Origin of the sequence: Mesorhizobium sp. ANAO-SY3R2 (genome assembly GCF_042466635.1) — a bacterium.
GTDB lineage: Bacteria > Pseudomonadota > Alphaproteobacteria > Rhizobiales > Rhizobiaceae > Aminobacter.
The window spans coordinates 1,387,304-1,402,516 of record NZ_CP159955.1; the positions used below are offsets into that span (position 1 = coordinate 1,387,304).

General features: G+C 63.1%; 13 protein-coding genes. 10 read left to right on the forward strand and 3 right to left on the reverse strand.

Annotation, left to right across the window (positions count from 1 at the left end; all coding sequences use genetic code 11):
• The first annotated feature begins 160 nt into the window (after window positions 1-160).
• From ABSY17_RS11460 to ABSY17_RS11490, 7 genes are all read left to right on the forward strand, one after another.
• Window positions 161-1,738, forward strand: a complete 1,578-nt coding sequence (locus ABSY17_RS11460; protein WP_378950384.1) for a trimethylamine methyltransferase family protein — start codon at window positions 161-163, stop codon at window positions 1,736-1,738.
• A gap of 96 nt (window positions 1,739-1,834) precedes the next feature.
• Window positions 1,835-2,524, forward strand: coding sequence for a hypothetical protein (locus ABSY17_RS11465; RefSeq protein ID WP_378950386.1), 690 nt, complete (start codon window positions 1,835-1,837; stop codon window positions 2,522-2,524).
• A 122-nt stretch (window positions 2,525-2,646) separates the two neighbouring features.
• Entirely contained in the window at window positions 2,647-3,324 is a 678-nt protein-coding gene (locus tag ABSY17_RS11470; RefSeq protein WP_378950389.1) for a FadR/GntR family transcriptional regulator, read from the forward strand.
• Window positions 3,321-4,634 carry a CynX/NimT family MFS transporter gene (locus tag ABSY17_RS11475; RefSeq protein WP_378950392.1) on the forward strand — a complete coding sequence of 438 codons (1,314 nt, stop codon included), beginning with the start codon at window positions 3,321-3,323 and terminating at the stop codon, window positions 4,632-4,634. Before ABSY17_RS11470 ends, ABSY17_RS11475 begins: the two co-directional genes overlap by 4 nt.
• 76 nt (window positions 4,635-4,710) lie before the next feature.
• Window positions 4,711-5,442 carry a dienelactone hydrolase family protein gene (locus ABSY17_RS11480; RefSeq protein WP_378950395.1) on the forward strand — a complete coding sequence of 244 codons (732 nt, stop codon included), beginning with the start codon at window positions 4,711-4,713 and terminating at the stop codon, window positions 5,440-5,442.
• A 106-nt stretch (window positions 5,443-5,548) separates the two neighbouring features.
• Window positions 5,549-6,727, forward strand: a complete 1,179-nt coding sequence (locus ABSY17_RS11485; RefSeq protein ID WP_378950398.1) for an NAD(P)/FAD-dependent oxidoreductase — start codon at window positions 5,549-5,551, stop codon at window positions 6,725-6,727.
• 180 nt (window positions 6,728-6,907) lie between these two features.
• Window positions 6,908-7,312 carry a hypothetical protein gene (locus ABSY17_RS11490; RefSeq protein WP_378950400.1) on the forward strand — a complete coding sequence of 135 codons (405 nt, stop codon included), beginning with the start codon at window positions 6,908-6,910 and terminating at the stop codon, window positions 7,310-7,312.
• Between the two features lie 96 nt (window positions 7,313-7,408).
• Here ABSY17_RS11490 and bmt read toward each other — a convergent pair whose 3' ends face one another.
• On the reverse strand, window positions 7,409-8,419 hold the full coding sequence (gene bmt / locus ABSY17_RS11495) for a betaine--homocysteine S-methyltransferase (RefSeq protein ID WP_378950403.1): 1,011 nt from the start codon (window positions 8,417-8,419) through the stop codon (window positions 7,409-7,411).
• A gap of 74 nt (window positions 8,420-8,493) precedes the next feature.
• The gene (locus ABSY17_RS11500) at window positions 8,494-9,342 is read right to left on the reverse strand and encodes a helix-turn-helix domain-containing protein (protein WP_378950406.1); all 849 of its coding nucleotides are present in this window, start codon (window positions 9,340-9,342) and stop codon (window positions 8,494-8,496) included.
• Between the two features lie 208 nt (window positions 9,343-9,550).
• Here ABSY17_RS11500 and ABSY17_RS11505 point away from each other — a divergent pair, with 208 nt between their 5' ends.
• From ABSY17_RS11505 to ABSY17_RS11515, 3 genes are all read left to right on the forward strand, one after another.
• Window positions 9,551-10,561, forward strand: a complete 1,011-nt coding sequence (locus ABSY17_RS11505; RefSeq protein ID WP_378950409.1) for a fatty acid desaturase — start codon at window positions 9,551-9,553, stop codon at window positions 10,559-10,561.
• Between the two features lie 46 nt (window positions 10,562-10,607).
• The gene (locus tag ABSY17_RS11510) at window positions 10,608-11,402 is read left to right on the forward strand and encodes a phosphate/phosphite/phosphonate ABC transporter substrate-binding protein (RefSeq protein WP_378950412.1); all 795 of its coding nucleotides are present in this window, start codon (window positions 10,608-10,610) and stop codon (window positions 11,400-11,402) included.
• Window positions 11,403-11,549: 147 nt separating this feature from the next.
• A complete protein-coding gene (locus ABSY17_RS11515; RefSeq protein ID WP_378950415.1) occupies window positions 11,550-12,512 on the forward strand; it encodes a bile acid:sodium symporter family protein in 963 nt (320 codons plus the stop codon).
• 85 nt (window positions 12,513-12,597) lie between these two features.
• Here ABSY17_RS11515 and ABSY17_RS11520 read toward each other — a convergent pair whose 3' ends face one another.
• Complete coding sequence (locus ABSY17_RS11520; protein WP_378950418.1) at window positions 12,598-15,180, reverse strand: FAD-dependent oxidoreductase; 2,583 nt, start codon at window positions 15,178-15,180, stop codon at window positions 12,598-12,600.
• Window positions 15,181-15,213: the final 33 nt, after the last annotated feature.

The window sequence follows — 15,213 nt, forward strand, 5'->3', positions numbered from 1 at the left end:
GACTTCCTGCGCGACGAAAGCGACCGACATCCGCGCGTGGTTTCTTGTCGAAATTGCGACAGGTCTTGGCGCTGGCAAGCCGTTTCGCTTCGGGTGCATGGCTACGATCCGGCGAGAGGCCGTACAGGCGGCCGACACGCGATTCAGGGAAGAAACGGCCATGGGCGATAACCCGTCAGTCGATCAGGAACAGGCAGGCGGCAGGCGGGCGCGCGGCGACCGCGGCGGTGGGGCGGCAGCACGACGTGCGGCGCGTTCGGGCGGCGGTCCCGGCACCCAGCTCACCTACATCAAGCGCAAGGTGAATGTTTATGAGGTGCTCAACGAAGAGGGCCTCGCCATCATCGAGCGGAACGCCGATACGGTGCTCGAGGAAATCGGCATCGAGTTCCGCGACGACGCTGAAGCGCTGCAGCTGTGGAAAGAGGCCGGCTGCGACGTCAAGGGCGAGCGCGTGCACTTCCCGAAAGGCCTTTGCCGCGAACTGCTCAAGACCGCGCCGTCGACCTATATCCAGCATGCGCGCAACCCCGAGCGTTCGGTGCAGATCGGCGGCGATGCCACGGTCTTCGCACCGGTCTATGGCCCGCCCTTCGTGCGAGATCTTGACGGTAACCGGCGCTACGCGACGATCGAGGATTTCCGCAATTTCGTGAAACTGTCCTATATGGCGCCGTCGATCCACCATTCGGGTGGAACGGTGTGCGAGCCGGTCGACATTCCGGTCAACAAGCGCCATCTCGACATGGTCTACAGCCACATCAAATATTCGGACAAGCCGTTCATGGGCTCGGTGACTGCACCCGAGCGCGCCGAAGATACGGTGGCCATGGCCAAGATCGTGTTCGGCGACGATTTCGTCGAAAACAACACCGTGCTGACCAGCCTGATCAACGCCAACTCGCCGATGGTCTTCGACGAGACCATGCTGGGGGCGGCCAAGGTCTATGCGCGCCATAACCAGGCCTGCATCGTCACGCCGTTCATCCTGGCCGGCGCGATGAGCCCGGTGACGGTCGCCGGCACGCTGACGCAGGTGCTGGCCGAGGTTCTGGCCGGGGCCTCCTTCACCCAGCTCATCCGGCCGGGCGCGCCCGTCCTGTTCGGCACCTTCGCCTCGTCGATTTCGATGCAGTCGGGCGCCCCGACCTTCGGCACGCCGGAGCCGTCGCTGGTTTCCTACGGTGCCGCCCAGCTCGCCCGTCGTCTCGGGCTGCCGTTCCGCACCGGCGGTTCGCTCTGCGCCTCCAAGGTACCGGACGCGCAGGCGGCCTATGAGAGCGCCAACACGCTCAACTCGACGCTGCTCGCCGGCACCAATTTCGTGCTCCACGCGGCCGGCTGGCTCGAGGGCGGTCTCGCCTCCTGTTATGAAAAGTTCATGATGGACATCGACCAGCTCGGCATGCAGCAGCGGTTTGCCGAAGGCGTCGACCTCTCCGAAAACGGCCAGGCGATGGACGCCATCCGCCAAGTCGGCCCGGGTAGCCACTTCCTCGGCTGCGATCACACCCAGGCGAATTTCCAGACGGCGTTCTACCGTTCCAACATCGCCGACAACAATTCCTACGAGCAATGGCTCGCCGAGGGCCAGAAGACGGCTCCCCAGCGCGCCAACGAACTGGCCCGCCGCTGGCTCGAAAGCTATGAGGCGCCATATCTTGATCCGAGCATCGATGACGGCCTGAAGGACTTCATGGCAAGCAAGAAGGCGTCGATGCCCGACGCCTTCACTTGAAAGGAGCCCGTGACAGGCGGGGCTAAAGTCGCCAACATAATTCACAAGGAAGTCTGGCGGAGCGCATTCTCCGACCCGGGCCCGAAGGGGTGACATTTGTCGCTCTTCAAGCTTGAAGATATTTCCGCCGCGCTGGCCGGGCATGGGCTCATTCAGCGCGGCGGTTTTGCTTTCGGGGAAGCCGACGACGCTCCACCCGGTCCATCCGGTTTGCCGGCCAGGTCGGTGCTGTTGGTCGGGCAGGCGGGAGCGGCGCCATGGCCGCATTTTCAGCGCTGGCGGAAAACTCAGCCGGCGGAGTTGCAAAATCCGCTCGATAGCTGGTCGCGCGAGGTCATCGGGGCAGTGGCGCAAAAATTCGGTGCCTGTGCCGTCTCACCTTCGGACAGGCCCTACATGCCGTTCCAGCAATGGGCGAGGCGGGCGGAGAGGCTGAAGCCGTCGCCGCTTGGCATCCTCATGCACTCCGAATACGGCCTGTGGCACGCCTATCGCGGGGCGCTGCTGTTCGACGTCGAAATTCCGTTTCAGGTTCCTCACGAGCCGATTCACCTTTGCGACCTATGTCCCGGGAAACCTTGTCTGAAAGCCTGTCCGGTGGACGCTTACACCGAAACCGGATTCGCCTATCAGGCCTGTCTCGGCCATGTGCGTGGGCCGCAAGGCGGAGCCTGCCGGGGCGGTGGTTGCCTTGATCGCAACGCCTGTCCATATGGCGCGGCCTATCGCTATCCGGCCGACGTGCAGGCTTTCCATATGGCAAGTTTTGCGGCCGCAGCAGGCTGATCTAGGCAGTGTGCGGGCCGCTGTTCTGTCCTGTGTTGCCTTGCCACCTCAAACTGCCCCATTGACCGCAACCACTCGCCAGACTATTCATCAAGTCATCCGATGACTTGATGAATAGGCCGATGCAGCCTGCTACCCGCATAAACCTTGCCGACAGCGCAGCCTCTAGCCTGCGCGCCGAAATCGTCAGCGGCCGCTGGGCCGTCGGCGCGCGCATACCCAATGAAGCGGCGCTCGCCGAGCTTCTGTCGGTCAGTCGCGGCACCGTGCGCGAGGCAGTGCGAGCGCTGGTCTCGCAAGGGCTTCTGGAGACCCGGCAGGGTTCTGGCACCTATGTTCGTTCCGCAGTAGACCCCACCGCAGCCCTCGAACGGGTCAAGCGCACCGGATTGCGCGATCAGTGGGAGGCGCGTGCGGCGCTGGACGTCGAGGCCGCACGGCTTGCAGCGTTGCGCCACACGCCCGCCGATCTCGAGAACATGCGCCGCTTGCTCGACGCACGCGGCACGGTGGCCGACATCGGCAGCGACGCTTTCATTCGTCGCGATATCGCCTTTCACAGATCGGTCGTCGAGGCGTCCGGCAACAGGGCGATGATCGAGATCTACGACTTCTTCACCGCCGCCATAGCCGAAGCCATCCAGGCCACGCTCGGCGGCGATCTGCCCGAACCGGACCAGAACGCCCACGTCGCAATCGTCGAGGCGGTCGCTTCGGGCGACCCCGACCGTGCCGCCGCCTCCGTCCGCGCCTTCATGGCGCCGGTACTACTCGAACTTGATCGGCTTCTTGCGCAATGAACCAGACTTTTCGTCAATCGGAGCCGACGGCTCGCCACACAACCGTTCAGGGACTGGACGGCCAACTCGTCGACGCTGAAGCCGACAGCCTGCCCGAGCCGCAACCACCCGCCTTGCGCAGCCAAAGTGCGCGTTTCGTGCTTGGCGCAAGTCTTGTGCTCATCGCCTTCAATCTCCGGCCGCTGTTTTCCAGCCTGTCGGTGTTGTTGCCGGAGGTGATGCAGGAAACCGGGCTTTCCACCGCAGGTGCCAGCCTGCTGACGACGCTGCCGGTGCTCTGCCTTGGCCTGTTTGCACCTTTCGCGCCGAAGCTGGCCCAGCGTTACGGCGCCGAACGCACGCTGCTCGGCGCATTGTTTCTGCTGGCTGTGGGGACGGGCTTGCGCGGGTTCGGATCTGTGCCGCTGCTTTTCCTCGCCACCTTCATGGCGGGGGGCGCAATTGCCATCGGCAATGTGCTGCTTCCGGGCCTGGTGAAGCGCGACTTCCCCGACAAGGCGGCCATCATGACGGGGCTCTATACAATGGCGCTGTGCGCGGGGGCTGCCAGTGCCGCCGGCCTGACGTTGCCCATCGAACACCATCTGACCGGTTCCTGGTCCGGTGCGCTCGCTGCCTGGGCCGTGCCGGCGATGATCGTGCTGATGATCTGGACGCCGCAGGCGCTTGGCAGTCGGAGGCAGGCGAGCCATAGCGGCTTTCGCGTTGTCGGCCTGTGGCGGGATCGCCTGGCCTGGCAGATCACGTTGCTCATGGGCTTCCAGTCGGCGCTCGCCTATTGTGTCTTCGGCTGGCTCGCGCCGATCCTGCGCGAGCGCGGCTTTGATGCCACCACTGCCGGAGCCATCGTCTCTGTGTCGGTGATGGCGCAGGTGGTGACCTGCCTGGCGGTGCCTTCTTTCGCAGTGTGCTGCAAGGACCAGCGTGGCGTCACCGTCGCCTCGGTCGCCGCGGCCGTTATCGCATTGCTTGGTATTCTCTTCGCGCCGACTTCGACGGTGCTGTTTTGGGCAATCCTGCAAGGCATCGGGCAGGGCGGTCTGATTGCGGTGGCCATGACGATCATCGTACTGCGTTCGCCGGATTCGCATGTCGCAGCACATCTGTCCGGCATGGCGCAGGGCGTCGGCTATGTGCTGGCGGCATTCGGTCCGCTGGTTGTCGGGTTGATCCGCGGCTGGACCGGTGGCTTCGCCGCCACGGCGTTCCTGTTCGTGGGGCTAGGCCTTGTAGCTGCGGTCATGGGGATTGGTGCTGGCCGTGCGCTGCATGTTGGGGCAAGGACCGTCCGGATTGAGGGCGACAGCTGACGGGTGCCGCACCTGGTATTGCAGCGGCCGGCGAAACCCTTATTTTCTCGCCTGAAACGCAGGAAGGAGACGTCCCGTGGCAACCAAGCGACAGATCGAGATCAAGACCCCTGACGGCGTTGCCGAGGCGGGGCTGTTTGGTCAACCGGGCGCGCGGGCTGGGGTCATCTTCTACATGGACGCCTTCGGGCCGCGCCCGGCCCTGGACGATATGGCGGAGCGGCTGGCCGGGCATGGCTATGCGGTGCTGGTGCCGGACCTGTTTTACCGGCACGGTGCCTATGGGCCGTTCGATGCCAAGACCGCATTTGCGGTGGAAAAGACCCGCACCGAGCTGCGCGCCATCATCGCTGAAACGACACAGGGCATGACCATGCGCGATAGCGGCGCGTTCATTGCCGCATTAGCCTCGCATGGCATCTCGGGTCCGATCGGCGCGGTCGGCTACTGCATGGGCGGCGCCCGTGCTCTCAACGCGGCCGCAGCCTATCCAGACTGGATCGTTGCGGCCGCGAGCTTCCATGGTGGCAATCTCGCCAGCGATGCGCCCGACAGCCCGCATCGGAGCGCAGCGCAGATCAAGGCGCGCGTCTATGTCGGCTGCGCCGGCGTCGACGGCAGCTTTCCGCCGGAACAGTCCGCATTGCTTGCCGCATCGCTGCGATCGGCGGAAGTTGACCACATCATCGAGAACTATGTCGGCATGGGGCACGGTTGGTGCGTGCCCGACCATGGAGTCTTCAACGAAGCCGGTGCGGAACGTCATTGGAAGCGGCTGACGACGCTTTTTGCCGAAACGCTAGGCTAGAGCCGCATCTTGCCATTCGTGCTGGGTCGGTTATCAGGCATGCGAGCAGTCCAGCCGAAAAGCAGGGAACCGCGCGTCGCCAGTCGACTGCGGGTACAAGTCCGAAATGCAATCCTATGATGTCGTGGTGATCGGTGCCGGCGCGGCCGGCATGATGTGTGCCGCCGAAGCCGGAAAGCGCGGCCGCTCAGTGCTGATCCTCGACCATGCCGCAGCCCCTGGTGAAAAGATCCGTATCTCTGGTGGCGGGCGGTGCAACTTCACCAATATCCATGCCAGCCCGAAGAATTTTCTGTCGCAGAACCCGCATTTCTGCATCTCGGCGCTGAGCCGCTACACGCAGCGGAATTTCATTGCGCTCGTCGAGCGTTACGGCATTGCCTATCACGAGAAGACGCTCGGCCAGCTCTTCTGTGATGGTTCGGCGCGCCAGGTCATCGACATGATGGTCGAGGAAATGCGCGGCGTTGGCGTCGAGATGCGTCTGGCGACCAAGGTCGAGAGGGTCGGCAAATCCGAGGCCGGGTTCGAGCTTCAATTGGGCACCGGCCGGATCGCCTGCCAATCGCTCGTCGTAGCCAGTGGTGGCAAGTCGATCCCCAAGATGGGGGCGACAGGCTTCGGCTACGAGCTTGCTGCGCAGTTCGGCGTGCCTGTCGTCGAAACGCGCCCCGCGCTTGTGCCGCTGACCTTCGACGCGAACACGCTGGAGAGGTTGACGCCCTTGGCTGGTGTCGCGGTCGATGCGGAAGTCGCCTGCGGCAAGACGCGGTTTTCGGAGGCCATGCTCTTCACCCATCGTGGCATCAGCGGGCCGTCGATCCTGCAGATTTCGTCCTACTGGCGCGAGGGCGACGAGATCAGCATTTCGATGCTGCCGGGAACGGATGTGCTCGGCCTGCTGCGCGATGCCAGGCGCAGCAACGGGCGGCAGGCGGTGCAGACCGCGCTGGCACCCCATCTGCCGAAGAAGCTGGCGCAACTGGTCGCCGAGCGGGCTGGGTTTGAAGGGCACCTTGCCGACCTCAGCGATGCCCAGCTGAAAATGATCGACGCCGCTGTCAACGCCTGGCGCATCAAGCCGGCCGGTTCGGAAGGCTATCGCACGGCGGAAGTCACACTTGGCGGAGTCGACACCAAGGCGCTCGACCAGAAGACGATGCAGGCGAGATCTGTACCAGGCCTGTTTTTCATCGGCGAGGTCGTCGACGTCACCGGCTGGCTCGGCGGTTACAATTTCCAGTGGGCCTGGTCTTCCGGCTGGGCGGCCGGGCAAACAGTCTGATGTTTTCAAAGAAAGCTGTTACTAAAGTGGCTTGCAGTCTGGTGTTGCCCATATCCAAGCTGTCATTTGTAAGCTCGCACGGCAAATCCGTAAGATTTATGTAAATTGTGATCCTGACCGGGAACAAGATCGTAAGAGGTCGCTGCTACGCCCGGTTGGAATGTAATGTGACTGGAGTCGATGATGCATATTGGAAGTCTGGCCTCGGGAACCGGTCAGACAGTACGCGCGGTCGAGGCAGTCGTGTCGCCTGCCGCGTCGCAAGTAGGGTCGAATGTTGGACCACAGGGGCCGTCGCAGCGTCCGAGCCACATTCACGTGCCGTCCAAGGAGTCTGCATTTGCCGCGCGCGGAGCGTCTGGAGCAACGCTCGGCTTTGCCAATTCGTCGAGGACGGTCGACAAGGATGTCGAAAATGCCCACCAGACAGCATGGTCGGCGCTAAAAAATGAGCGTTTCCGGCATGTGCTGGAGCAACTGAGCGACGTCGGCACATCCGATGCGATGATGTTGATGCGCCGTGTCGATGGAGGGGGTACCGATTTCCAATCGGCCCGCGCAATCTATGCGGAAAACAGCGAATAGCTGAACATTGCCGGTGGCTTAGCTGGCGAACTTCTGTCGCAAAAAAACAGGCCGGCGAGGAGCACCTCGTCGGCCTTGTTCGTTCCGGCATTGCGGTCAGGACCGGCGGCGGCGCTCGCGGCGAGCTTCGCCTTCGCCTGCATTGGCGTCGGCAAGCTTGTTGCGCATCGGGCCGATACGCTCGACGATCGTTTCGACCGTCGGGCGCGACGACTTTACATGCCCGTCGAGCGCCTTGCGCATGGCGGCGAGGTGCTCGAATGAGGTGCCGCAGCAGCCGCCGATGATCCTGGCGCCACCATCGACCGCGAGGCGGACATAGTCCGACATCAGTTCAGGCGTGCCGGAATAGTGGATCTCGGTGCCGCGGAATTCGGGGATGCCGCAGTTGCCCTTGACGATGACCGTTGCCTCCGGCTTCGCCGCGGTCATGTCGAGGAGGGAAGCCAGGATGTCGGAGGCGCCGACGCCGCAGTTGGCGCCAACGCCGAGCGGCGCTTCCGCAAGGCCCTCGGCAACGCCGTGGATGTCCTTGGGCAGCAGGCCCATCATGGTGCGGCCGGCTGTGTCGAATGAGCCGGTATAGGTGTAGGGCAGGCCGACGCGGATCGCGGCTTCAGCAGCGGCGCGGATCTCGTCGGGTGCGGACATCGTTTCGATCCAGGCGACTTCGGCACCGCCGGCCTTCAGGCCCTCGATCTGCTCGGCGAAAGCGTCGACCGCCTCGCCATATGTCAGCGCGCCGAGCGGAACCAGAAGCTCGCCGGTCGGCCCCACCGAGCCTGCGACGACAACCTTGCGCCCTGCCTTGTCGGCAACCGCGCGGGCGATCTCGGCGGCTCGCTTGTTGAGCTCGTGGACGCGGTCCTGCGCATGGTGCAGCTTGAGGCGATGGCGCGTCCCACCGAAAGAGTTGGTCAGGATGATGTCGGCGCCGGCCTCGACAAATTTCTGGTGCAGCGCCGTGATCTTCTCCGGCGCGCTCTCGTTCCACAGCTCCGGCGCTTCGCCGGCCTCGAGGCCCATGCCGAAAAGGTTGGTGCCGGTAGCGCCGTCGGCGAGCAGGATGCCTTTCTCGGCAAGCAGGGTATCGATCGGGTTGTTCATCAGGGGGCCTTCAGCGAAGAGGATAGATAAAGATATAAGGAACTCTTTATATCCGGTCAATCGGCGTGGTTGTGTCAGGTGGCGAAATGCGTTTCCGCCAGGCCTCTGGCATAGGCTGCCGCCTCGTGGGCGTTGACGTCGGCGGCGCGGATGAGATTGTCGAAATGGCGCGTCAGCGTGCGGATCGGTTCGGTGGCGTAGAGGACGAGATACATGTCGCCGACATAGATGGCGGCGCGAAGATGGCCGAATATCGTGTACGGCACCGAGTAGCGCATGCGGCCGTCATAGAGAAACAGGCGGAAGGTGGGGTAGAGGTCGTCGAGCAGGTCGGCCATGTGGTGTAGCTGCTGCTTTCGTTCGCGATCGGGCAAGCCCGACCAGACACCCAGCCCGCGCGCGAAAATCTCAAGCGTGTGGCGCGGCATGCAGACCTCCATGTCGGTCTCGGGCCGGCGATTGTAGTCGATCCGGTATTGCGTCTCGCCTGCCTGCGTCTCGCGGTTGCGGTTCGAGATGTCGGCCTCGTAGTCGACCAGAACCTCCGTTCTCAGAAGGTCGGGAATGCCGGCGGGAACGTAGCGGATCTTGGTGCCGGCTGCCTCGGCATGCCATTTGGCAAGCAGCGTGCGTTCGAAGCCGCCTGACGCCTCCTCGATCTCCAGGCTTTCGCGGATCTCTCCGGTAACCCCTTCATCCTGGCTGAGGCCGAGCAGCCAGTCGAGCGACACATTGCGGGTGGAGGCGATGGTCAGAAGCGTTTCGGCGCGGGGCAGCCTGGTCGTGGCGCCCGACAGCAATTGCGAAAGGGCGGATCGATCGATGCCGACCGACGCCGCAAATGCCGACTGGTTCAGGCCGGAACGCTGCACAAGCGCCTTGAGACGTTCCCTGAAGACTTCCGATAGGTCGCGTTTGTCCATGGTCAGCTGTCCGGGTTCGGATTGCCCTGGCGGCAACTTGGTGCACCAGGACCAACAGATCGCCTCACGTGTTTACTAAGTACAACGTTTGATGTCCATGCGGCGCAATGTAAACGCTATGTGCGCATTGTCGCGTTGAAGTATCGTTTGATTACTGACAACGTTATGTCAGGAACCGTCGCGTTCCAGGGGGCATGGGACAAACAGCATGGCAAAGCGGGGAAACAAACGCGGCACGACCATGGCGGTCGAATGGCCGACAGTGTTTCTCATTGTCGCCTGCTACGGCTCCTGGCTCGTCGCGGGGCTGGTAATTTGGCCGGCGTGGCCGGTAATTGCACTTGCGGTAATGACTCTGACGGTGGCGCTGCAGTCGTCGCTGGTGCATGAGGTTCTGCATGGGCACCCGACGCGCAATGCGCATGTCAACGAGGCGCTGGTATCGCTTCCGATCGGCCTCGTCTGGCCGTATCGCCGCTTCAAGGCCCTGCATCTGCGCCACCATGCCGACGAGCGCCTGACCGATCCGCTGGATGATCCCGAAAGCTACTATTGCGCGCTATGGCAGCATGAGGGCCTTCCCGAAGCGATGAGGCTGATGCTGCGGATCAATAACACCATGGCCGGCCGCTTCGTGATCGGACCTCTGCTGTCATCCGTCGGCTTCATCCTTGGTGATTTCAGGGCGATCCGTGCCGGCAACAAGGCCATAAGGACAGCCTGGATCCTGCATGGCGCGGGTCTTCTCATCGTGCTGCCGCTCGTGCATTTCGGCTTCGGGCTGCCGCTGTGGCTCTACGTCTTGGGGCCCGTATGGTTCGGACAGTCGCTGATTGCGATCCGCACCTTTGCCGAGCATCAATGGTCGGAGCATCCGGAGGGGCGTACCATCATCGTCGAGCGCTCGCCGCTGTCGCTGCTGTTCCTCAACAACAACCTGCACTTCGTCCACCATAAGAGCCCGACGGTGGCGTGGTACAGGCTGCCGGCGCTGTTTCGCGAACGTCGCGGCGAATGGCTCAGGATGAACAAGGGCTATGCCTATCCGAACTATTTCGCGCTCGTCCGCGCCTATGCCTTCCGGGTCAAGGAACCGGTGGTGCATCCGGTGTTGCGCCGGGCGCCGGAGCCGGGCAGGGCATTTGCGCCGCGCATCCGGGCCCGCAATGTCAACGGCCTGGGCACCGCGCCGGTGCCAGCTGAGCCACCCAAAGAATAGCCGTTGTCCGATTGCGCTTCCATGCTGTCCCAGTTGAAGTGACGCCATGAGCGATTTCATTGCCGCGCTGCCCATGTATGACTGGCCGGAATTGCGCGATCAGGTCGATGCGCAATGGGCAAAGCTGTGCGGCGCCCTGCGGAAGGCGGGCGTGGACGCGCCAGAAACGCTCGTCCGGCGCAATGCCGACGTGCCGGCAGTGCCGGGCGGCATTCGCGATGCTGTGGGCAGGGTGATTGCGCCGGATCCGTCCACCCTACCGCCCGACGAGTTCGATCTGCCGACGCTTTGGCGGCACCCCAAACTGCTGCTTGGCCAGACCTGCTGGGGCCCCATGGAGACCACGGGGCTTGCGCCGCTGGTTCGCGTCATCGGCCAGCCGAGCTATGACGACGTTGAGGGCGGGCGGGGCGAACTCTATTCCAGCGCCATCGTCATGCGACGTAGCGACATTGCCTCGAGGCATGCCGTAGCCCCCGCAGACAATGCCCCCTCGATCCCGCGCGATCTGATCTGCGGCAAGCGCCTTGTCTTCAACAGCCACGATTCCATGTCCGGCTATCTCGGCATTTCCAGGGATCTGGCAAGCTTGGGCGAAGGCTTGGAAATGTTCTCCGAACGCATCGAGAGCGGCGGCCATCGCGCCTCGATCGTGGCCATCGCCGAGGGCCGCGCCGATGTTGCGACCATCGACTGCCGCAGTTGGCACCTGGCGCAACGCTTCGAGCCGGCTGCCGACGAACTCACTGTCGTCGGTTGGACTGCCAAGCGCAAGGGATTGCCCTACATCGCGGCGCTTTCGGTGCCGCCGGAGTGTTTCGTTCACTCTCCAAGTTCTTGATTTTCCTAACGTTGCGTCATTGTTAAAAAGTCGCAACCCGGCGTTTTTGATTGCGGATTTGCTAATTTAGAGGGACAAGCGCGCAACTTTCTGTCGCGCCGCGGCGAAAGCCATTTCCCAATAAGAATCCCCCCAAGGACGTCCTTCGTGAAAACCATTGCTGCTTTTTCCAACTTCATCGGCCGCAGTTTCGCCATCTGGGTGATCGTGTTCGCCGTGCTCGGCTTCGTGCTCCCCACAACTTTCAGCATCTTTGCGCCATGGATCGTGGTGCTGCTTGGTATCATCATGTTCGGCATGGGCCTTACGATATCGGCCAAGGATTTCTCCGAGGTCGCTCGCCGTCCCTTTGATGTAACCATCGGCGTGCTCGGCCAGTTCATCATCATGCCGCTGCTGGCAGTTATCCTGACAAAATTGATCCCGATGTCGCCGGAAGTAGCCGCCGGAGTTATCCTCGTCGGTTGCTGCCCTGGCGGCACCGCCAGCAATGTGATGACCTATCTCGGCAAGGGCGATGTGGCGCTGAGCGTCGCCTGCACCAGCGTGACCACGCTGCTCGCACCGATCGTTACGCCGTTCCTGGTGTGGATGTTCGCCAGCCAGTACCTGCCTGTCGATGCCATGAGCATGTTCTTGTCGATTGTGAAGGTTATCCTGGTTCCGCTGGCACTCGGCTTCATCCTGCAGAAACTCGCGCCGTCGCTGGTCAAGGCAGCCGAGCCGATGCTGCCCTTGGTCAGCGTCGTCGGCATCGTGCTGATCGTGTCGGCAGTCGTCGCCGTCAACAAGGCCAACATCGCGCAGTCGGGCCTGGTGATCTTCGCCGTGGTCGTACTGCACAATGGCCTCGGTCTGCTGCTGGGCTACTTCGCTGCCCGCGCCGCCGGCCTCTCGCTCGCCAAGCGCAAGGCGATCGCCATCGAGGTCGGCATGCAGAACAGCGGCCTGGGCGCAGCTCTTGCCAACGCGCATTTCTCGCCGCTTGCGGCAGTGCCGAGCGCGGTGTTCAGCGTTTGGCACAACATCTCGGGCGCGCTAGTGGCCAACTATTTTTCGCGCATGGAAGAGCCCGACGTGAAGCAGGAAACCGCTACGCAGAAGGCCTGAGCCGCTGCCATAGCCGACATGACAACGCCGGGGCCCGTCCCCGGCGTTTTCTTTTCACCATCAATCGGGGCGTCGGACGGCGCCGTCAGCCCCGCATCTTTTCGCCTGACGGATCGAAGGGCGGTTCGACATTGATGCGGGCAGGGCGGCGATGACCGAGGATTTCGATCTCGAACAGGCCGCCCGTCTCGTTCTCGGCCAGTGCCGCCGGCACATAACCCTGCGCCATGGACTTGCCGACGTAGTGGGCATAGCCGCCCGAGGTGACCCAGCCGACGACGCGCCACTCGCCATCGACGATGCCGCGCACCGCCGACGCGCCCTCGGCCGCGATGGAGCCCGAGACCTCCTTGCCGGTTTCGTCGAATCTCGGCGCGCCATAGCCATGTGGCTTCTCGACGGTGCCGTAGTCGGTCGGGACCTTCGCCCAGATGGGCTCGTCGCCCATCACGTCGGCGTCGGTCGCGTCGACGATGAAGGAGACGCGGCGCAGCTTCGGACCCTCGGCGTGTTCCCTGGCCGCCGCCTCACGGCCGATGAAGTCGTTCTTCTCGAGCTTGATGAAGCGCTCCATCGCACCTTCGAACGGCCCGTAGATCGGACGGAGTTCGCGGAACCATGTTGGAAAATTCTTTTCAAGCCGCATCGACAGCAGCGCCCGCATGCCGAAATCGATGATGCCGAACTCTTCGCCTGCGTCCTTGATCGCTTTGTAGACAAGGCGTTGGTAGGCCGGCTGCATCCAGATTTCGTAGCCGAGATCGCCCGTATAGGTGATGCGGTTGACCATGCAGGGTGCGCCGCCGACGGCCATCTCGCGGAAGTCCATGAAGCGGAAGGCCTTGCTCGACACGTCGACGTCGACCAGCTTTTGCAGCAGCGCCTGCGACTTCGGACCGGCGATCGACAGGCCAACCAGCGTCTGGTCGAAGCGGTGGATGCGCACCTCTGCCCCCCTTGGGCCATTCTTAGGCGTATGCTTTTCGAACCAGCGCATGTGGTACTTCTGCGCCGCCGACGAGCCCCAGATCATGAACTTGTCGTCGCCGGTCCTGGCTATGGTGAAATCGCCGATCAGTTTACCAAACTCGTTGAGCATCGGCGTCAGCACGATGCGGCCTTTCTTCGGCATGCGGTTGGTCATCAGTCGGTTGAGGAAATCTTCCGCACCCGCGCCGGAGACTTCATATTTGGCGAAGTTGGCGATTTCGGTGACGCCGACGCGCTCGCGCGTGGCGCGGACCTCGTTGCCGATGTGCTCGAAGTCGTTGGAGCGGTGGAAGGAGACGACATCCTTGGGTTCCGTGCCTTGCGGAGCAAACCAGAGCGGTGTTTCCAGTCCCCAGCTGTCGCCCATGACGGCGTTCTGCGCGACCATGGTGTCGTAGAGCGGCGTGGTCTGCGCCGGGCGTGCCGCCGGCAACTCTTCGTTGGGGAAGCGGATCGAGAAGCGGCGCGAATAGTTTTCGCGGACCTTGGCGTTGGTGTAGCGCAGGCTTGCCCATTCGCCCCAGCGCGCGACATCCATGCCCCAGACGTCGAAGCCGGGATCGCCATGGACCATCCAGTTGGAGAGTGCCAAGCCGACGCCGCCGCCCTGGCTGAAGCCGGCCATGACAGCGCAGGCGCACCAGAAATTGGTCAGGCCCTGCACCGGTCCGACCAGCGGATTGCCATCGGGGGCGAAGGTGAAGGGGCCGTTGATGACCTGCTTGATACCGGCATTGGCGATGCCGGGGTAGTGCTGGAAGCCGATCTCCAGCGAAGGGGCGATGCGGTCGAGGTCCGGCGCGAGAAGTTCGTGGCCGAAATTCCACGGCGTGTTAACAGGTGACCATGGCTTGCAGGCCTTCTCATAGGTGCCGAGCAGGATGCCGTTGCGCTCCTGGCGCGTGTAGATCTCGCCCTTGAAATCGAGCACGCCGATCATCTCGCGGCCGGTCTCGCGGTTGAAGGCCTCGACCTCGGGCATCGGCTCGGTGAGCAGATACATGTGCTCCATGGCGAGCACCGGCAGCTCGACGCCGACCATGCGGCCAACCTCGCGCGCCCACAGGCCGCCGCAGTTGACAACGTGCTCGGCCTTTACCGTTCCGAGTTCGGTGATGACGTTCCAGGTGCCGTCAGGGTCTTGCGTCAGCTCCTTGACCGGATTGCGCAGCACGATTTCGGCGCCGAGCTTCTTTGCCGCCTTGGCATAGGCATGGGTGGTGCCGGATGGGTCAAGATGCCCCTCGACCGGATCCCACATGGCGCCGACGAAGTGCTTTTCGTCCATCAGGGGGAACATCTTCTTGGCTTCGGACGGCGTGATCAGTTCGGTGTCCATGCCGAGATAGCGTCCCTTGGCATGTGCAAGGCGCAGGAAGTCCATGCGTTCCGGGCCGTCGGCGAGCATGACGCCGCCGGTCAGGTGCAGCGAGCAGGACTGGCCGGAGATCTCCTCCAGTTCCTTGTAGAGCTGAACCGTATAGGCCTGCAGCTTGGCGACGTTGGGGTCGCCGTTCAGCGTATGGAAGCCACCGGCGGCATGCCAGGACGAGCCGGAAGTCAGCTCCGAACGCTCGATCAGCATGACGTCGGTCCAGCCGGCGCGGGCGAGGTGGAACAGCACCGAGCAGCCCACCACGCCGCCACCAATGACAACTGCTTTCACATGGGATTTCATCAGCTTAGGTCCAGTCGTGTCAAAAATGAATCA